Source organism: Actinomadura rudentiformis (genome assembly GCF_008923185.1).
Taxonomy (GTDB): Bacteria; Actinomycetota; Actinomycetes; order Streptosporangiales; family Streptosporangiaceae; genus Spirillospora; species Spirillospora rudentiformis.
Map to the genome: position 1 here is coordinate 392,063 of NZ_WBMT01000002.1, position 18,243 is coordinate 410,305.

The 18,243-nt window shown below is 72.0% G+C and carries 17 protein-coding genes; 5 read left to right on the forward strand and 12 right to left on the reverse strand.

The window, feature by feature from the left end:
* Nucleotides 1–21 precede the first annotated feature (21 nt).
* Nucleotides 22–804 (forward strand): enoyl-CoA hydratase/isomerase family protein, encoded by a 783-nt coding sequence (locus F8566_RS05275; protein ID WP_225992893.1) that lies wholly within the window; start codon nucleotides 22–24, stop codon nucleotides 802–804.
* Nucleotides 805–816: 12 nt separating this feature from the next.
* On the opposite strand, the gene F8566_RS05280 is transcribed toward F8566_RS05275, so the two are convergent.
* Nucleotides 817–3,408, reverse strand: a complete 2,592-nt coding sequence (locus F8566_RS05280) for a phosphoenolpyruvate carboxylase (RefSeq protein ID WP_225992916.1) — start codon at nucleotides 3,406–3,408, stop codon at nucleotides 817–819.
* A 133-nt stretch (nucleotides 3,409–3,541) separates the two neighbouring features.
* On the opposite strand from F8566_RS05280, the gene F8566_RS05285 reads away from it, so the two are divergent.
* From F8566_RS05285 to F8566_RS05300, 4 genes are all read left to right on the forward strand, one after another.
* Nucleotides 3,542–5,143, forward strand: coding sequence for an acyl-CoA carboxylase subunit beta (locus F8566_RS05285; RefSeq protein WP_151558575.1), 1,602 nt, complete (start codon nucleotides 3,542–3,544; stop codon nucleotides 5,141–5,143).
* The gene (locus F8566_RS05290; protein WP_151558577.1) at nucleotides 5,140–5,406 is read left to right on the forward strand and encodes an acyl-CoA carboxylase subunit epsilon; all 267 of its coding nucleotides are present in this window, start codon (nucleotides 5,140–5,142) and stop codon (nucleotides 5,404–5,406) included. Before F8566_RS05285 ends, F8566_RS05290 begins: the two co-directional genes overlap by 4 nt.
* 118 nt (nucleotides 5,407–5,524) lie before the next feature.
* Nucleotides 5,525–6,574, forward strand: a complete 1,050-nt coding sequence (locus F8566_RS05295) for an NYN domain-containing protein (protein ID WP_151558579.1) — start codon at nucleotides 5,525–5,527, stop codon at nucleotides 6,572–6,574.
* Between the two features lie 87 nt (nucleotides 6,575–6,661).
* Entirely contained in the window at nucleotides 6,662–7,927 is a 1,266-nt protein-coding gene (locus tag F8566_RS05300; protein ID WP_151558581.1) for a YncE family protein, read from the forward strand.
* Nucleotides 7,928–8,049: 122 nt separating this feature from the next.
* On the opposite strand, the gene F8566_RS05305 is transcribed toward F8566_RS05300, so the two are convergent.
* The 11 genes from F8566_RS05305 to F8566_RS05355 form a co-directional block, all read right to left on the reverse strand.
* On the reverse strand, nucleotides 8,050–8,511 hold the full coding sequence (locus F8566_RS05305; protein WP_151558583.1) for a carboxymuconolactone decarboxylase family protein: 462 nt from the start codon (nucleotides 8,509–8,511) through the stop codon (nucleotides 8,050–8,052).
* Between the two features lie 88 nt (nucleotides 8,512–8,599).
* Entirely contained in the window at nucleotides 8,600–9,085 is a 486-nt protein-coding gene (locus F8566_RS05310) for an RrF2 family transcriptional regulator (RefSeq protein ID WP_225992894.1), read from the reverse strand.
* A gap of 61 nt (nucleotides 9,086–9,146) precedes the next feature.
* Nucleotides 9,147–12,296, reverse strand: a complete 3,150-nt coding sequence (locus F8566_RS05315; protein ID WP_151558585.1) for a bacterial transcriptional activator domain-containing protein — start codon at nucleotides 12,294–12,296, stop codon at nucleotides 9,147–9,149.
* Nucleotides 12,297–12,426: 130 nt separating this feature from the next.
* The gene (locus tag F8566_RS05320) at nucleotides 12,427–12,813 is read right to left on the reverse strand and encodes a Tad domain-containing protein (RefSeq protein WP_151558587.1); all 387 of its coding nucleotides are present in this window, start codon (nucleotides 12,811–12,813) and stop codon (nucleotides 12,427–12,429) included.
* 80 nt (nucleotides 12,814–12,893) lie between these two features.
* A complete protein-coding gene (locus tag F8566_RS05325; protein ID WP_225992895.1) occupies nucleotides 12,894–13,331 on the reverse strand; it encodes a TadE/TadG family type IV pilus assembly protein in 438 nt (145 codons plus the stop codon).
* A gap of 29 nt (nucleotides 13,332–13,360) precedes the next feature.
* Nucleotides 13,361–13,750: a TadE/TadG family type IV pilus assembly protein gene (locus F8566_RS05330; RefSeq protein ID WP_151558589.1), complete on the reverse strand. Its 390-nt coding sequence runs from the start codon at nucleotides 13,748–13,750 to the stop codon at nucleotides 13,361–13,363.
* A 23-nt stretch (nucleotides 13,751–13,773) separates the two neighbouring features.
* Nucleotides 13,774–13,980, reverse strand: a complete 207-nt coding sequence (locus F8566_RS05335) for a hypothetical protein (protein ID WP_151558591.1) — start codon at nucleotides 13,978–13,980, stop codon at nucleotides 13,774–13,776.
* Between the two features lie 75 nt (nucleotides 13,981–14,055).
* A complete protein-coding gene (locus F8566_RS05340) occupies nucleotides 14,056–14,973 on the reverse strand; it encodes a type II secretion system F family protein (protein ID WP_151558593.1) in 918 nt (305 codons plus the stop codon).
* Nucleotides 14,970–15,941, reverse strand: coding sequence for a type II secretion system F family protein (locus F8566_RS05345; RefSeq protein WP_151558595.1), 972 nt, complete (start codon nucleotides 15,939–15,941; stop codon nucleotides 14,970–14,972). The genes F8566_RS05340 and F8566_RS05345 overlap by 4 nt, the downstream gene beginning before the upstream one ends.
* Nucleotides 15,942–15,975: 34 nt before the next feature.
* Nucleotides 15,976–17,277: a CpaF family protein gene (locus F8566_RS05350; RefSeq protein WP_151558597.1), complete on the reverse strand. Its 1,302-nt coding sequence runs from the start codon at nucleotides 17,275–17,277 to the stop codon at nucleotides 15,976–15,978.
* The gene (locus F8566_RS05355; protein ID WP_225992896.1) at nucleotides 17,278–18,243 is read right to left on the reverse strand and encodes a hypothetical protein; all 966 of its coding nucleotides are present in this window, start codon (nucleotides 18,241–18,243) and stop codon (nucleotides 17,278–17,280) included. It abuts the gene before it with no gap.

Genomic DNA, 18,243 nt, shown 5'->3' on the forward strand with positions numbered 1-18,243 from the left:
GCGCGATCTAGAGTGGCCCGTGTGGATGGAGTGACGCTGCGGCGCGACGAGGAGAACGAGCACGTCGCCGAGATCGTGCTGGACCGGCCGGAGGCGCTGAACGCGCTGTCGACGGCGATGGCGCGGCGGCTGGCCGCCGTGTGCGCGGAGGTCGCCGCCGACCGTTCGGTGCGGGCGGTGGTGCTGAGCGCGGCGGGCGAGAAGGCCTTCTGTGTCGGGGCGGACCTCAAGGAACGCAACGCCATGACCGACGACGAGATCATGGCGCAGCGGCCGGTGTTCCGGGCCGCGTTCGGCGGGGTGCTGGACCTGCCGCAGCCGGTCGTCGCCGCGGTGCACGGCTACGCGCTCGGCGGCGGATGCGAGTTCGCGCTGTCCTGCGACCTGATCGTGGCCGACGAGACCGCGGTGTTCGGGCTGCCCGAAGTGGGCGTGGGGCTGGTGCCGGGCGGCGGCGGCACGCAGCTGGCGTTGCGCCGCCTGGGGCCGGGCCGGGCGGCTGATCTGGTGCTGACCGGACGCCGGCTGAGCATCGACGAGGCGCAGACGTACGGGCTGGTCGATCGGCGGGTGCCTGCCGGCACGGTCCGCAACGCGGCACGGGTACTGGCCGGAGTGATCGCGCGGAACTCCCCGACCGCGGTGCGTGCCGCCAAGCGCGCCTTGCGTCTGGGCGCGGGCAAGGACCTCCCCTCGGCGCTGGACCTGGAGGAGAACGCCTGGCGCACGGTCGCGTTCTCCCCCGACCGACGTGAAGGCATCGCCGCGTTCAACGAGAAGCGCACACCCGACTGGCCCTCCTAGCGCGCCCCTTGATCAGCCGGTGTTCTGGAGACCCGCCGCGACACCGTTCACCGAGAGCAGCAGGAGCTCTTCGAGGTGGCCGCGTTCGGCCTCGTCGGTGACGCCGTCCCGGAGCGCGGACAGCGCGCGCAGCTGGAGGTGCGAGAGCGCGTCCACATACGGGTTGCGGAGCTCGACCGCCCGGGAGAGGACCTTGCGGTTCTCCAGCAGGCGCCGGTGACCGGTGACCGCCAGGACCAGGGATCGGGTGAGGTCGTATTCGGCCAGGACGGCCTCGGCCATCTCGGGGCGGCCGCCAAGCGCGAGGTAGCGCTCGGCGATGGCGCGGTCGGACTTGGCCAAACTCATCTCGGCGTTGTCGAGCAAGGTGGCGAAGAGCGGCCACGCCTCGTACGCCTCCTGGAGCTCGCCCAGGTCCGCGCCCTCGCCGGAGACCGCGGCGAGCCCGCTGCCCAGGCCGTACCAACCGGGCAGGTTGACGCGCGTCTGCGTCCAAGCGAACACCCACGGGATGGCCCGCAAGTCCTCCAGGCCGCGGGCGGCCTTGCGCCGGGAGGGGCGGGAGCCGATGCGGAGTTCGGCGATCTCCTCCAGCGGGCTGACGCGGGCGAACCACTCCGCGAAGCCCTCGGTCTCGATCAGAGTGCGGAACGCGGTGCGGGCGGCGTCGCTGATCTTGTCGGCGAGCGGCCGGAACCGGGCGGCGGCCTCGCGGGCACGGTCCTGCACGGCGTCGGTCGAGGCCATCAGGATGGCGTTGGTGACCTGCTCGACGTGGCGGCGGGCGATCTGCGGGTGCCCGTACCGGGCGAAGATGACCTCGCCCTGCTCGGTGACCTTGAACCGGCCCGCGACCGATCCCGGCGCCTGGGCCAGGATCGCCCGGTTGGCGGGGCCGCCGCCGCGGCCCAGCGAGCCGCCCCGGCCGTGGAACATGGTCAGCTTGATGTCGTTGCGGGCGGCCCAGGCGGTCAGTGCCTCCTGGGTGTCGTAGAGCCGCAGGGTCGCGCTGGTGGGGCCGAGCTGCTTGGCCGAGTCGGAGTAGCCGAGCATGACCTCCATGCGCCGCCCGGCGTCGGCCAGCCGCCGCTGGACGGCGGGGATCGCCAGCATTCCCTCGAGTACGGCGGGCGCGCGCTCCAGGTCCTCACCGGTCTCGAAGAGCGGGATCACGTCGAGCACGGGCGCGTGGTCGCCAAGTGAGGCGGCCAGCTCGTGGACGTTGGCGATGTCCCGTTCGGAGCGGGTGAACGAGACGACGTAGCGGCTGCAGGCCCGGACGCCGAACCGCTGCTGGATCCACGCCACCACGCGCAGGGTGTCGAGGATCTCCTCGGTCATCTCGCTGCGTTCGCCCCCGCTCTCAAGCTCGGCGAGGGCCTTCTCGTGGAGCTCGCTGTGCTGGCGGATCTCCAGCTCGGCCAGGTGGAAGCCGAACGTCTCGACCTGCCAGATCAGATCCTGGACCTTGCCGTACGCCTGGCGGCGGGCCCCGGCCACGAGCAACGACTCCTGGACGAGGCGCAGGTCGGCGAGGAGGTCGTCGGGGCCCGGATACGCCAGGTCGGCGTCGCGGCGGCGGGTCGCGGCGATCCGTTCCGCCACGTACAGCAGGAACTGCCGGTGGGGCTCCTCGGGCGAACGCTTGGCGATCTCGCCGATCCGTCCCGGCTGGCCGGTGCGCGCCGCCGCGAGCGCGTTGCGGAGCACGGCCGAAGGCGGCGTGGTCGCCTCGTGCACGGTCAGCTCGCGGCCGATCCGGGTGCAGGCGTTCTCCAACCCGATCAGCACGTGATCCGCCTGGATCATCACGGCCTCGCGGGTCACCTGCGCGGTCACGTACGGGTTGCCGTCCCGGTCGCCGCCGATCCAGCTGCCGAACCGCAGGTACGCGGGAGCCACCGGCGGCCGGGCCCCGGTGTTCGGCGCCATCGCGGCGTCCAGCGTCCGGTAGATGTGCGGGACGACCCGGAAGATCGTCTCGTCGAAGGCCGCCATCGCGGTGCGGACCTCGTCGAGCGGGTCCATCTGGGCGTGGCGGCGCAGGGCGGTGCGCCAGAGGAGGTCGATCTCCTCGCGAAGCCGCCGTTCAAGCTCGTCGCTCTCGCTCGCACCGGGCTCGGCGTTCAGCCGGGTCAGCAGGTCGCTGATGCGCTGGATCGCGGTCACGACGGCGCGGCGGCGGGCCTCGGTCGGGTGCGCGGTGAAGACCGGCCGAAACTCCAGCTCCTCGACCACTTCGGCGAGCCGGTCGCCGCCCGCCGCGCGGATCTCCTCGACCGCGGCCTCCACCGAACTGCGCACCGGCTCGGCGTCGCGGGTGTCGCGTTCGCGGAGCGTGCGGATGCGGTGATGTTCCTCGGCCAGGTTGGTGAGGTGGAAGTAGACGGTGAACGCCCGCGCGACCTGTTCGGCACGTTCCAGCGACCAGCCGTCGACCAGCGCCGCCACGTCCTCGATGCCGGTCTCGCCGCGGCGGGCCGCGATCACGGCGTGCCGCAGGCGTTCGACGTCGTCGAGCAGGTCCTGGCCGCCGTACTCGACCAGGCTGTCGCCGAGCATGGCGCCCAGCAGCCGGACATCGCGGCGCAGCGGTTCGGGCATGTCCTGCCGGAGGGTGTCGCGCGTGTTCGTAACCACGGAAACCAGCGTAGTGAGGCACGGAAAAGGCACCTGACACCGCATCCGTACGACCCGGTAGGAGAGCCGGGGTCAGTGTGCGGTTACCCTGACCCGCATGGCGATGGAAGCACCTGAACCCGCTGTGGACATCGACATCCACACGACGGCCGGAAAGATCGCGGATCTGGAACGGCGCCGGTACGAGGCCGTGCACGCGGGCTCCGCGCGCGCGGTCGAGAAGCAGCACGCCAAGGGCAAGATGACCGCCCGGGAGCGGATCGACGCGCTGCTCGACCCCGGCTCGTTCGTGGAGTTCGACGAGCTGGCCCGGCACCGCTCGACCAACTTCGGCATGGAGAAGAACCGTCCCTACGGCGACGGCGTGGTCACCGGCTACGGTACCGTCGACGGCCGGCCGGTGGCGGTCTTCAGCCAGGACTTCACGGTCTCCGGCGGGTCGCTCGGCGAGGTCTTCGGCGAGAAGATCTGCAAGGTCATGGACCATGCCCTCAAGACCGGCTGCCCGGTGATCGGGATCAACGACTCCGGTGGCGCGCGGATCCAGGAGGGCGTGGTGGCCCTCGGCCTCTACGCCGAGATCTTCAAGCGCAACGTGCACGCCTCCGGTGTGATCCCGCAGATCTCCCTCGTCATGGGCCCGTGCGCGGGCGGCGCGGTGTACTCCCCCGCGATCACCGACTTCATCGTCATGGTCGACCAGACCTCGCACATGTTCATCACCGGGCCGGACGTGATCAAGACGGTCACCGGCGAAGAGGTGACCATGGAGGAGCTGGGCGGCGCGCACTCGCACAACTCGAAGTCGGGCGTGGCGCACTACCAGGGCTCCGACGAGGACGACGCCATCGAGTACGTCAAGGCGCTCCTGTCATACCTGCCGTCCAACAACCTCGGTGACGCACCGGTGTTCGACGCCGCCGCCGACCCGAACGAGCTCGACGCCGAAGACGCCGCGCTGGACTCCTTGATCCCCGACTCTCCGAACCAGCCGTACGACATGCACACCGCCATCGAGCACGTGCTGGACGACGGCGAGTTCCTGGAGGTCCAGGAGCTGTTCGCGCCCAACATCATCGTGGGCTTCGGCCGGGTCGAGGGCCACTCGGTGGGCGTGGTCGCCAACCAGCCGATGCAGTTCGCCGGAACGCTCGACATCGACGCCTCCGAGAAGGCGGCGCGCTTCGTCCGCACCTGCGACGCGTTCAACATCCCGGTGCTGACCTTCGTGGACGTGCCCGGCTTCCTGCCCGGCACCGACCAGGAGTGGAACGGGATCATCCGGCGCGGCGCCAAGCTCCTCTACGCCTACGCCGAGGCCACCGTGCCGCTCGTCACGGTGATCACGCGCAAGGCGTACGGCGGCGCGTACGACGTCATGGGCTCCAAGCACCTCGGCGCCGACATCAACCTGGCCTGGCCGACCGCGCAGATCGCCGTCATGGGGGCGCAGGGCGCGGTCAACATCCTCTACCGGCGCGAGCTGGCCGCGGCCGACGACGCCGACGCCCGCCGCGCCGAGTTGATCACCGAGTACGAGGACACGCTGGCCAACCCCTACATCGCGGCCGAGCGCGGCTATGTCGACGCGGTGATCAAACCGTCCGAGACGCGCGGCCAGGTCATCAAGGCGCTGCGCTCGCTGCGCGAGAAGCGCAAGAGCCTGCCGCCCAAGAAGCATGGGAACATCCCGCTGTGAGCGCCACCGGAGAGAATGCGACCCGAGCGCCGTTCCTGCAGGTGGTGCGCGGCGAGCCGACGGCCGAAGAGATCGCGGCGCTCGCCGCCGTGCTGACCGCCCGGGCGCAGGCCGCCGCGGCCGCCCGGGCCCGAGCCGAGGAGCGCGGCGCGCGCCGGGTCTCGCGCTGGGCCGACCGTTCCCGGCAGGTGGGCGGACCGGTGTCCGAGGGCCTCCGGCCGCGCGGTCCGGGAGCGTGGCGGGCAAGCGCTTTTCCGCGCTGACCGATCACCTGAGGGCGGCGTGCCGAGGTGTGCCGGGCGTGTTAGGGGAAATCATCCAGGGAGATGTAACCGTGGTTCGCGCCCTCGGAAGGCCTCGGCACGAATAAGGTGAAAGGCCATGGCCACCTCGGAGTTCGTCCCACAGCCCGCTCGATACGCCGTCTTCGTCGATGCGGGGTACCTCTACGCGGCCTCCGGTGCGCTGCTGCTCGGGTGCAGTTCCAGACGCGAATACCGGGTGGCCGCGGAGAAATTGATCAAGGCGTTGACGACCCATGCCGACGATCAGTTGCTGGGCGAACTGTTGCGGGTCTACTGGTTCGACGCGGCGCCGAAGAGGCAGCCGACGGTCGATCAGCGAGTGATCGCCAACCTGCCGCTGGTGAAGCTCCGGCTGGGCAATCTGAACGCCCAGGGCCAGCAGAAGGGTGTAGACGCGCAGTTGCGCGCCGATCTGGAGGCACTGGCCCGGCATCGTGCGATCACCGACGCGGTGTTGCTGGCCGGCGACGAGGACATGCTCCCCGCGGTGGAGGCGGCGCAGCGCTACGGCGTGCGCGTCCACCTCTGGGGCGTGGAGCCGACGCACGGCTCCAACCAGGCCGAATGGCTGGTCTGGGAGTCCGACACCGTCGAGGTCCTGCCCGCCGATTTCTTGCGCCCGTACTTCACTAAAGCCAAGGTTCTGCCCGTTCCCACCGCCGCGACCGCCGCGGCCGCCGTACGGGACGCCGCCGCCGTCGCGCAGGCGGGTGCCCGCACGGCTCCGGTGCCGTCGCCCTCGCAGGTCTTCGCCGGGCGTGCCCCGGCGGTCAAGCCGGTGCCCGCCGCCATGAAGAACGCGGTGCCGCACGCCGGCCACCACGTGATCCCGGCCGCCACGACGTCCACGACCGACGGCAAGCTGGGGCCCGACCGCGACCACATGCTGGAGATCGGCGAGCACGTCGCCCAGAAGTGGATCTTCGAGCGGGGGCGTGACAACATCCGCGATCTGCTCCCCGGCCCGATCCTGCCGCCCGTCATCGACAAGGAACTGCTGATCGAGGCGGAGAAGGAGCTGGGCAGTTCGCTGCGGCCCTACCAGGAGGCCCGGACGTGGCTCCGGGACGGTTTCTGGGAGCGCGTCTACCGCGAGTTCGGCATCGGGATCGGCAAGTCCGACTGACCCTCGCCGCCTCCGGCATCCGGCTGTTCGATAACTTTTTGTGATGTGTCCGACACGTTGTGTGGTGGAACCGATACAGTCCCGGCCGTGATGGAGGGACCGCTGTTGGCTGGACCGCTATTGGCTGGACGGAGCACCAGGCACCGTGCCCGGCGCCGCACCGCCGCCGCCATGGCCATGGCCGGCATGGCGGCCGCCGTGCCGGCGGTCGCGGCCTGCGAGTCGCCGGTGCCGTTCTACCCGCCGGGCGCGGGCTCGCCGGACGACCCGGTGGTCGGACTCGGCGGCCACGCCCCGTACATCCAGAGCCCGTCTCCGCGCGCGCCCGGCACGGCGAGGCTGGGGACGGCCGCCTCGGCCGGGGACGGCGTGTACGGAGCCACCGGCCCCGGTCTGCTCGCCCCCGCCATGCGGAAGCTGCCCCCGCGGCTCTTCGTGCCGAACGGGCGCACCGGCATGGTCGACGTCGTCGACCTGCGGACGCTCAAGGTCATCGCGCAGCTGCCCGTCGGCGGGACGCCGCGCCGGATCGCGGCGTCCTGGGACCTGCGACGGCTCTGGGTCACCGACGCGGAAGACGGCACCCTCACCCCGGTGAACCCGCGCAACGGCCGTCGCGGTCCGCCCGTCGAAATCGGCGATCAGGGCGGCCGCCTGTACTTCACGCCGGACGGCGGGGCGGCGCTCGTGCTGACGGGCCCACCACGGCGGATCGAGGTGCGCGACCCGCAGACCATGCGGTCCCGCGGCCGGATGCCCCTGCCGTGCCCCGGTGCCGAGCACGCCGACTTCTCGGCCACGGGCGCATTCATGGTGGCCAGCTGCACCTCGTCCGGGCGTCTCGTCCGCATCGATCCCGCGCTCCGCGAGGTCACCGGCAGGCTGGCGCTCCCTCGGGGCGCGGCTCCCGGTTCGGTGCGGCTGGCCCCGGACGGCCGCACGTTCTTCGTGGCGGACTCGGCCAAGGGCGGGGTCTGGGTGATCGACGCCATCGCGTTCACGATGACGGGATTCGTACCGACCCGGCCGGGCGCCTACGGGCTCACCGTCAGCCGCGACGCGCGGCGGCTGTTCGTGCTCGGCACCGGGTCGTTGTCCGCCATCGACATCGCGACCCGGCGAGCGTCGGACCATTGGCGGCTGCCGAGCGGCGGTTCGCCGGAGCCGGGCGGGGTCTCCGCCGACGGCACCGCGCTGTGGTTGTGCGAGCCACGGACGGGCGTGACGTACGCGGTGTCCACGCGCACAGGACGTCTCATGCACACGGTGAAGGTCGGCGGTGTGCCGCAGGGCATGGCGGTCTATCCACAGCCGGGCCGCCACTCGCTCGGCGGCACGAGCATCTACCGCTGACCTCTCCAGAACGTACGGAGGCCCGTCCCCGGGGGTGGGGCGGGCCTCCGTACCACCTCAGATGTGCCGACGGATGTACCAGCCCGATCAAGACCGGCCCGATCACGAGGAGGCGCGCATGGTCAGGCGGTGCGGTAGGAGCCGGCGATCTGCCGGGTGGTCACGTTGATGCGGTTCCAGGCGTTGATCGCGGCGATCGCCATGACCAGTGCGGCCAGCGCCTCCTCGTCGTAGTGATCGACGGCCTCATCCCACACTTCGTCCGGCACGCCTGCGGCGTTGTCACTGAGCCGGGTGGCCGCCTCCGCCAGCGCCAGCGCCGCCCGCTCGTCGCCGGTGAAGTAGGGCGCCTCGCGCCAGGCCGCCACCGACCACAGCCGCTCGTCGGTCTCCCCGGCCTTCTTGGCCTCGAAGTTGTGCATGTCCACGCAGTAACCGCAGCCGTTGATCTGGCTGACCCGCAGCCGGACCAGCTCCAGCGTCCGGTCCGGGACGGCGCTGCGAGCCACGAAGCCCTCCAGCCGGAGCATCGCCTTGTAGCCGTCGGCAGCGACCTCGTTCAGATTGGTCATCCGAGCCTGCATGTCATCTCTCCACTTCTAGTTATCCTAGATACTGAATATCGAGAATTGCCTCTCGGCTGATCTCGTGCCGCCTCGGCGGTAGGTGGAATCAGGTCCGCAGGTTGGCGAACCAGCTGCGGGTGCTGTCGGGCGTGTACGGGAACCTGCTCTCCACCGTCGCCTTGAGGTCGGCGATGGTCTGCCTGGAGAGCTCCCTGCGCCAGGCGAGCTCCGCCCGGCGCATGGACTGGGAGATCACACAGGTCGTCCGGTAGTCGACGTCCTCGTGCCCTCCCGGACCCTGACGCAGGATCTCCTCGCAGCGGAACGCCTCCTCCGGCCCCTCGATCGCGGCGACCACGTCCATGACCGTGATGTCCTCGGGCCTCCTGGCCAGCCGGAAGCCGCCACGCGGCCCCGAGGTGGAGGTGAGGATGCCCGCACGCGCGAGTGCCTGCAGCTGCTTGTTGAGGTAGGCCGCCGGCAGCTCGTAGAACGCCGCCAGCTTCGCCGCCGTCACCGCCTGCCCGTCGTCCACCCAGGTCAGGTTGAGGCAGCTGTGGAGCGCCCATTCGACGCCCTCGTTCATCCGCATAACCTGGATATTACACATCCAGGATCGCACTCCGCGATCTCCGTCGGAGGGGCAGGCACGATCAGCGGGCGGGGACCTCGCGCCACCATTGGGGGACGAGCTCCTCGACCAGGGCTTCGGTCTCGGACTGGAGCTCGCCGAGGAGGGGGTCACGGGCCACGCGGGAGCGCAGTTCGTCCACCACCACCTGGACCTGGCCCTCGTCGCCGGTGGCATGGGTGGCGCGGAGAAGGTCGCGCCAGAGACCCTCGTCCTCGGGAGCCAGGCGGAGGCCCGCGCGAGCCGCGCCGACGGCACCCCGGGCGTCGCCCTCTTCGAGCCGGAGGACGACAAGGCGGTGGGCGACGTCGATGACGCGGGCACTCGCCTCGTACTCCAGGTCGTCGGACGCCAGCCAGCCGTAGCGGCCGCGGGGCCGGTCGGCGAGCACCGGGCCGCGGACCAGGTCGAGGGCGTACGACATGTAGGCGGTCTCCGAGGAGGGCTCGGCCGCGGAACGCCAGACCAGCCAGCGGAAGACCGCCCAGTCGACCCTGACTTCGGAGCCGAGGCGGATACGGCCCCGGTCGTCGTAGTACAGGTTGGGGCGGCCGCGCGCGTCGCGGCCCAGCCAGTCGGAGACGCGGGCGACACAGGCGTCACGGACACCGGTGGTCACGCCGCGGGGCCAGATCGCGCCGCCGAGGACCGTGGGGTGCACTCCCCCGGGATGGGTGGCCAGGTAGACCAGGACCTCGGTGCAGAGCGCACGGCGGCTCTCGTCCATCGGTCCCGGGGCGTCGACCTCGACGGGCCCGAGCAGGCGGATGTCCACGGAGGACTGGTTGGTGCCGGGCGGTTCGGCGCCCGCGACGTCGGACGGGTCGGACAGCGGCACCGAGTCGAGTCGCTTGGTGGTCCGGAAGAGCTCGAAGACCCCCCGGTAGTGCTCTTCGGGGATCAGCTGAGCGTCCACCTGGAAGCCGAGGACACCGGCCTGGAGCCGCGCGTTCGCGTCGACCTCCCATGTCCACGTCGCACCCTGCACCTCGCCGGGGACGATGTAGCCCGCGGCCATCCGGGTACCGGTACGGGCGAGCGCGACCAGGCGGTCGGCCTCCCGTTCGGTGGGCTGGTCCGCCATGATCAGGTAGTGCGGCATCCATGCCTCGCCGAACACCCCGCGGCACCGGCCGGTGAGCACCGAGTCGACGCCGGAGGCGGCCAGCGCCTGCCGCACCTCCTCGCTGCGGCCTTCGAGCTCGGGCAGGGCCTGGTCGAGGGACGCGACGGTCCGGATACGGTCGGGCGCGATGTCGGCGAGGCCCTCGCCCAGCTCGGCGCCGAAGCCGACGAGGGTGACGCGCATGTGGTCCGACCAGCGGTTGGTCGCCAGCTCCAGCGCGAGGGCGGCGAGCACGGCGCGGCGGGTCTCCACCGGCCCTTGCAGGGCGATGAGCCCGTGCGCGGCCTCCAGGTCGACGAGGATCCGGCCGTTCTCGTTGGTGCCGATCGAGACGAGGCCGGGGTACGGGGCGAGCACGTCACCGAGGTCGGCGGTCCGCAGCCCGGTCATGGCCTCGCCGCGCAGCCGCCACACCTGCCCGTCGTCGTACGCCTCCCACGGCGCGGGCGGATTGCGGTCGGCGGGCGCGACCCACAGGTCGAGGCTCTCCTTGCCCAGGTGCACCCCGTACACCGTGGGCATGGCGCGGCCCTGTCCGCCTCCTTCGGCGGCCATGGACTTGGACAGGTGCCGCAAGCCGAGGTCGAGCAGCTCCACGGCGGCGGTGTCGGCCCCGATGCGCAGGGCCTGCTCGGCCTTCGCGGCCCGGCCCTCCGGCCGTACGATCATCTCCCCGAACGCGCGGTGCCACATCTGCGTGCGGCGCCGTCTGCCCAGCGCGCTGAGCAGCCCGGCGGCGACGAGCGAGGCCGCCGCCAGCCCCTGCGGCCATTCGAGGTCGAACGGGAGCGGCGCCTGGTCTTCCTGCTGCTGCCCGGTGTCACGCCCGGGAACGTTCGCGCCGCCGGTGCCCGCGCCGCCGCCGAGCTCGTCGGCGGGCCGAGGCGCGGGGACCTGTGGGGCGGGCTTCTCCGGCGCCGGTGCCTGGGACGCGGGCGGCTGGGGTGCGGGAACCGCGGGCGCGGGCGTCTCGGGCGCCGGTGCCTGGGGTGCCGGTGTCTCGGGCGCCGGTGTCTCGGGCGCCGGTGTCTCGGGCGCCGGTGTCTCGGGTGCCGGTGTCTCGGGCGCGGGTGCCTGAGTCGCCGGCGGCGGGGTCACGGGGGCCTCGGTGGCGGGCGGTTGCGTCGCGGCGGGCGGCGGTGTGGCCGGCTGCCGCAACGGGGGCTGTTCGGGCGCGGGCTGCCGTGGCAGGGGTTCGGGCGGGCCCGCGTGGCCAGTCCGGAAGTAGTCGTCGACGTCCTTCACCGGAACGACCTGGGCGCCCGACGCGTCCGCGGGCATCTCCAGGATCCAGCCCGGCCGGATGAGGCTGGCGATGTTGAGCTTCGACCCGTCCGGCTGCACCCGGTCCTTGTTGAGCGCGAAGATCTCCTTGTAGCGGCGGCCCTCCCCCAGGCACTTGTCGGCGATCTCCCAGAGGCTCTCGTGGTGCCGCCCCTCCGGCGGCTGCACGCGGTAGATCTTCGTCGTCGGCGACTTGGCCATCGGCTGGACGGCCGGCTCGGCGGCCCGTTCGGGAGCGACCGGCGGCGTGACGGCGGCCGCCTGGACCGGGCGGAACTCCTGTGCCTGCGTCTGCACCGGCCGCTGCGCGTGCAGCTCCCGGCCGCCGAACGCGGGCATGATCGCCGATGTCGCCGTGAACAGCAGCAGCGCCGCGACCACGAGCCGGTGAACGAGCGACTGCGTGCCGCCGGCCAGCGGCACCCGCGCCGGGACGCCCACGCCGCGGATCCCCGCGTACACCTCGACCAGCACGCACAGCGCGAGCTGCAACCACGCCAGCCAGACCAGCGCGACCAGCACGGTGAGGAGCGAACTCGGCCCGAGCTGTTGCGTCAGGTCCGAGGCCGTCGGCACCCGGTCGGGAATCGGTGGCTCGAAGAAGGTCAGCAGCGCGTACGGCACACCGGCGACGAGCGCGAGCAACGCCGCGATCGCGCCGACCCCGGCGGCGATGTCACCGAGACTGCGACGCCCCCGGACCCGCACCGGCGGCCTGGGCCCCCGCCCGGTGCCCGCACTCCCGGGCTGTCCTGTCAGCATCGCACCCCTTGCTCGCCCGTCCGGTGATGCTCACCGGTCCGTGCCTGCACAGACGTCGCCCTTGTCATCGTAGACAGCCATGACCCGCGCGCAATGCCCGTGCGGTAACTATCTCGCGTGGCACCGGACGTCACGGCTCGTCGCCCGTGATCGGCTGGGCCGAGGCGGTGGAGCGCATCGTGAACGAGCCGAAACCGGGGACGATGCCGAGGAACTGGGGGTTCACCGTCAGCTCGACCGTGACCTCCACCTCCTCCTCGGTGGCCCCGCACGAACTCCCGGTGATGTTGTCGTCGTAGTCACCGAGCAGCCCGCACGCGGCGGACTCGGCCCGGCCCGGGTCGAGCACGGGCTTGCCGGTCGCGCGCAGCTCGGCCTCGTTGATCTGGTTCGCCCCGGCGCGGGCGGCCTGCTCGGCCATGTCCGCGGCGCGCTGGCGGGCATGGATCGCCAGGCCGCCGTCGACCAGGAGCCCCGCGAGGACGAGGACGGCGGGGGTGAACAGCACGACGTACATCGAGACCGTGCCCCGATCGCGGCTTTGATCCCGGCCTTGGTCCCGGCCTTGGTCCCGATCCTCTCGCGCCGATCGCCGGATCATCCTTGGTCACCGCCGTTGCCCGTGTCGGTGCCCCGGTAGGTGTAGGTGTCGATGGGCGCCACGGACGTGCCGCTCAGCCGCTTGCTGCCGGGGAATCCGATGAACGAGAGGTCGCCGAGGTCGACGTCGCACACGACGGTCACCGAGACCTTGCCGCCAGGCCCCCAGTCGCCGGTGTTGGTGGTCACGCTCGGTCCGCCTGCGCACCACTTGTTGTTCTGGAGATTGAGCGAGGCGGTCTCCTGCGCAAGGCTCTCGGCGGCGCCCGCGCTGCGTGCCACCGAGGCGGCGCGCACGGCGTCACGTGCGGCGCCGTCTATCTGGCTCTTGGCGTCGACCATCCGCCCGGCTCCGGCCAGCAGCAGGAGGAACGCGACGAAGAGCGGAGTGACCAGCACCATCTCCAGCGACATCGAGCCACGGTCTCTCCTCATCGTGTGATCTCTGTCCGCCGCGTGGTCGTTCATGGGCCCGCTCCCTGGCACGCCGTGCCGGCGCCCACGTCGGGGCGGAAACATTCGATCGGCCCCTGGGATCGTTGTGAGACGCGGAAGGTCATGAACGGGATGACCCGCACGGCGTTGCCGCTCACCTCGATGCCGCGTTCGTCGGCGCCCTGCAGCGGGGTCACCTGCCGCCCGCTGAGCAGTTGCGGTCCGATCTTGTCGACGTCACCGGCCGCCTTGGCGACCGCCGGTCCCTCCCAGTCCGCGCCGACGGGCTGCGTGCGGGCCACCCGCGCCCCTGCCTGCGCGGCGGCGAGGGCGACGTGGCGCGCGTGGAAGACCATCGCGAACTGGACGACGATGAGCAACACCAGGATGAGGACCGGCGTGAGCAGCGCCCACTCCATCGCGGACGCGCCCCGGTCCCGGATCAGCCGGTGTTGATGCTGTTGGCCTTGTCGCTGACCTTCTTGATGATGATCGCGCCCACCGCGATCGCGATGCCGGCGAGCAGCGCGGTGATGATCGCCCACTCGATCGCGGACGCGCCCCGGTCCGTTTCGGCGCGGGCCTTCTCCACCCTGGCGCCCAGCAGGGCGCGCAGGTAGGCGACGGTCGGGTCGTTCAGAGGATTCACGGTTTCTCCTTTGCGGAACGGGATGCGGAACGGAGTTGGGCGGAGCCATATCGGACGCAGCCATATCGGGCGGAGTCATGAGGCCATCACCCGCATCACGGCCGGGTAGACCAGGAAAACGAGGAAGCCGGCGCAGAGGAAGAGCTGGGCGACGAGCATCGACTGGGAACGTTCACCGGCCTTGCCCTCCAGCTCCGACAGCTCCCGGCTGCGCATCGAGGCGGCACGGGCCGCGAGGGACTTGCGGACCTGGGCGCCGTCGTCGGCGACGAGGGCGAGGGCGCCGGCGAGGTCGCGCAGCTCGGCGATGTCGAGGTCGTCGCCGAGGCCGCCCAGGGCCTGCCAGGGGGTCCGGCCAGTGATGCGTGCGTTGGCGAGCGCGTCGCGGATGCGGAGCATCGCCCAGCCATCGCCGACCGCGGAGGCGGTCATCAGGGCCTCGGGGACGCCGCGCCCGCCGGCGAGGTTCATCGAGACCAGGTCGAGGAACGCGCCGACGACGTGCCGGAAGTCCTGGCGCCGGGCGGCGGCCTCCTGGCGCAGCTGCATGTCGGGGAAGAAGAAGAAAAGTCCAGCGAAGATCGCGCAGATCCATACCGGCACCTGGATCGACGCCCCCACGCCGAGCAGCGCGAAGTAGGCGACCACGACCGGGATGAAGAGCAGCGCGGCTGCGGGCAGCAGGAACTTCGTGGCGAGGAAGCCTTCGAGCGACTTGTCGGTGATGGCGAGGTCGGCGCGGATCGAGCGGAGTTGCCACCCGCGTGCCTCGCAGAGGCGCACCAGCTCGCGGCCGACCTTCGCGCGGAGGCCGCCGACCCGTTCGAGGGTGGGAGACACGCGGCGTGCGCGGGCGTCCTCCTGGTCGCGGCGGCGGGCGGCGTCGTACGCGGCGAGGCGTGCCGCCAGCCCGGGACGGGGCGGGAAGACGGCGCGGACGAGCAGGTACAGTCCGAGGCCGACGAGCGCGCCGGCCAGCATCGCTCCGTTCACGAGGCACCGCCTCCGCCCGCGTCCATGGTGTGCCGTCCGCGCAGAGTCGTTTCCGTGGACGCGTGGTCGCCCTGCCAGCCCGCGACGGTGCGCGGCATCTCACCCGGAACCCCGGGACGCGTCTCGCTGGTGAGGAAGCGGCCCGGCAATTCGTGCTTGGCGAGCCGGCGCAGCCACAGGAAACCGGCGGCGTAGAGGGCGATGACCAGGCACAGGACGAGCTGCCCGAGGAAGTCGTCGTACGGCTCCACGTACGAGTGGTTGAAGATGGCCAGCAGCAGCGCCGTGCCGACCGAGACGCCGACGACGATGCGGACGCTGCGCCGGGTGGACCGCCGGTCGGCCTCGACTCGCCGGCGCATGTCCAGCTCGGCGCGGGCCGAGGTCGACAGCGCGCCGAGCATGTCGCGCAGGCCGGGGCCGCGCAGCTTGGAGTTGAGGATGAGCGCCGCGATGACCAGGTCGGCCGACGGGTCGTCGAGGTCGTCGGCGAACCGTCGCAGCGCCTCGGGCATCGGCACACGGGTGTGCAGGCGGTCGACGAGCGTGCGGAGCGGTTGCTGGAGGGCGGGCGCGGCGGCGCGGAGCGAAGCCGGGATGGCCTGCTCCAGGCCGACGGCACCCGCGATGGTGTCGCGGAGCGACTCGGTCCAGGCGGCGAGGCCTTCGAGCCGGACCATGGCCTTGCGCTCCTCGGCGGCGCCGCCCGCCAGGCCGTTCCAGGCCAGGACCAGGACACCGGTGCCGATCGCGGCGATCGGCCAGCGGGTGAGGATCAGGACCAGCAGGCCGACGATGACGGCCACGGCGGTACGGGTCGTCAGGGTCTTGACCAGGTCCTCGCGGCTGCGGCCGCGGACCGGGCCCGGGCGGCTCGGCAGCCCGCGGATCGCCACGACGAGCAGCAGGAACCCGCCGCCGACCAGCCCTCCGGCGACGACGGCGAGGAGCACGTCGGGCGCGTACATCACCCTCCCCCGGAGGTCACTGAATCAAGGCCGGTCACCAGACACCTCCGAGGGAGGTGTCGTAGCCGAACTCGGCGAGCTCGTCGGCGCACGCGATCGGCGCGGCGGGCACCGCGTAGCCCTCCGGGCCGAGCGCGAAGATCTCCGAGGAGAGCACGCGGTTGTCGACGCCGGTGACCTCGCGGACGCTGGCCACGTAGCGGCGCAGGCGGCCGCCGCTGGCGTAGTCGTTGCGCTTCTCGATGAAGACCACGAAGTCGATGGCGCCCGCGATGAGCATGTGGGTGGCCTCGACCGGCAGGCGTTCCTCCGACTGGATCGCGTACGTGGCGATGCGGTTGAAGACCTCCATCGAGGAGTTGGCGTGGATCGTGGAGAGGGAGCCGTCGTTGCCCTGCGTCATCGCGTTCAGCATCGTGACGATCTCGTCGCCGAGCACCTCTCCGACGATGACGCGGGAGGGGTTCATGCGCAGCGAGCGGCGGACCAGCTCGGCCATCGTGATCGCGCCCTGGCCCTCGGAGTTGGGCAGCCGCTGCTCGAACGCGACGCAGTTGGGGTGCAGTTCGGGGAAGGCGTCGAGGCCGAGCTCCAGGGCGCGTTCCACGGTGATGAGGCGTTCGTGCGGCGGGATCTCGTTGGCGACGGCGCGCAGCAGCGTGGTCTTGCCGGCGTTGGTGGCCCCGGCGATCATGATGTTCTTGCGGGCGAGCACGGCGGCCTTGAAGAACGCGCCGAGCTCGGAGCTGAACGTGCCGTTGCCGACCAGGTCGCTCAGGAACACCTTGCCAAGGCGGGCACGGCGGATCGACAGGACGGGCCGGACGGCCACGTCCATCACCGCCGACAACCGCGAACCGTCCGGCAGCCGCAGGTCGAGCTGCGGGTTGGCGGTGTCGAACGGCCGGGACGACAGCCCGCTGTAGGCGGCCAGTATCTGGATGAGCTCGACGAGCTCCTCGTCGGTCTCGGCCACCGGCTCGCCCATGACCTCGCGACCGTCGGCGTAACCGATGAAGACCCGGTCGCAGCCGTTGATGTCGATGTTCTCGATCTCGGGGTCCTCGAGCAGCGGCTGGAGGCGGCCGACGCCGAACAGCGCGGCGTGCACCCCGGCGGCGAGCGCCTCCTCCTCTTCGGCGTTCGGCGGGCGGCGCCCCGCGGTCAGCTCGCCGCGGGCGAACTCCTCCAGCACCTGGCCGATGAGGGCGCGAGCGAACTGGCGTTCGTCCTCACCGGACATCGGCGCGAGCCCGCTGGCGGCGTCGAGCCGGCGCTGCTGGGCCAGCCGGTCACCGACCTCCTGGCGCAGCCGCTTGACGAGGCCGTGGTCCACCTAGCGACTCCCCTCTTCGACGTGCCCGCCTTGACCAGCCTGACCGACCGGCATCTGCGCGGCCGGAGGAACCGGCGGCGTGCCATGCGGCGTGCCCTGGGGCGTGCCGTGGGGCGTGCCGTTCTGTGCGGCGTGCCTGCCACCCGGCCCCACTCGGAGCGCGGAGAGGCGGCCGACCAGCTCGCCGGCGACCTCCCTCGCTGAACGGATGAGCAGGGAGCGGTCGAGCCGGCCTCCCCAGCTGCCCGCCAGCAGCTCCGCGCCCTTGGGATCGAGCGCCAGCCCGCCGAGGACGGTGACCGTCGGCGGCGGTGCTCCGACGGGGGCATCGGCGGTGTGGCGTCCTTGAGCGCTGGTGATGACGCGGTCGACCTCGGCGATCTGCGCGCGGAAGTCCCGCGGATCGGCCAGCACGATGACCCCGATCGGCGGCCCGCCGCGCAGCTCGGCCGACAGCGCCGCGACGCGTTCGCGAAGGTGGGCGACCTGCTCCAGCGTCGCCCGCGTGAACAGCAGGACCAGATCGGCCTCGCGCATGAGGTCGAGCAGCGGCGTGCCCGCGCCGAGCCGCCCGCAGTCGGCCAGCACGTCGACCGGGTCGAGCCCGGCGAACGCGCGGCCCAGCGGGCCCCAGAGCCAGGTCATGCCTTGCGCCTGCTCGGCGCCGGTAATGCCGACGAGCACGTCCAGGCCGCCGACGAGCCGCTGGCAGTGCTCGGCGATCTGGTCGGACCGCAGTCCGCGCCGGGCGGTGGCGGCGAGGCTGAGCAGCCCGCGCGACGGGTTGAGCATGCCGCCGAGCTGGTCGTCGTCCGAAGCGGCCGCGGGCAGCCGGTAGACGAGGTCTCCCCCGGCCTGGTCGCATTCGGCGACGAGCACCGGGCGTGGCCATACGGCGCCGAGGGCGACGGCGGCGGTCGTGACGCCCGGCGCCCCTTTGTCGGCCGCGAGCGCGATGAGTGCCAC

Bases quoted from the DNA above. Each gene is read 5' to 3' on its own strand.
- F8566_RS05330 (WP_151558589.1), bottom strand. From the start codon at position 13,750: ATGGAGTGGGCGCTGCTCACGCCGGTCCTCATCCTGGTGTTGCTCATC.
- F8566_RS05285 (WP_151558575.1), top strand. From the start codon at position 3,542: ATGGCGATGGAAGCACCTGAACCCGCTGTGGACATCGACATCCACACG.
- F8566_RS05320 (WP_151558587.1), bottom strand. From the start codon at position 12,813: ATGTACGTCGTGCTGTTCACCCCCGCCGTCCTCGTCCTCGCGGGGCTC.
- F8566_RS05295 (WP_151558579.1), top strand. From the start codon at position 5,525: ATGGCCACCTCGGAGTTCGTCCCACAGCCCGCTCGATACGCCGTCTTC.
- F8566_RS05345 (WP_151558595.1), bottom strand. From the start codon at position 15,941: ATGTACGCGCCCGACGTGCTCCTCGCCGTCGTCGCCGGAGGGCTGGTC.
- F8566_RS05305 (WP_151558583.1), bottom strand. From the start codon at position 8,511: ATGCAGGCTCGGATGACCAATCTGAACGAGGTCGCTGCCGACGGCTAC.
- F8566_RS05310 (WP_225992894.1), bottom strand. From the start codon at position 9,085: ATGCGGATGAACGAGGGCGTCGAATGGGCGCTCCACAGCTGCCTCAAC.
- F8566_RS05315 (WP_151558585.1), bottom strand. From the start codon at position 12,296: ATGCTGACAGGACAGCCCGGGAGTGCGGGCACCGGGCGGGGGCCCAGG.
- F8566_RS05325 (WP_225992895.1), bottom strand. From the start codon at position 13,331: ATGAGGAGAGACCGTGGCTCGATGTCGCTGGAGATGGTGCTGGTCACT.
- F8566_RS05280 (WP_225992916.1), bottom strand. From the start codon at position 3,408: ATGCCCGAACCGCTGCGCCGCGATGTCCGGCTGCTGGGCGCCATGCTC.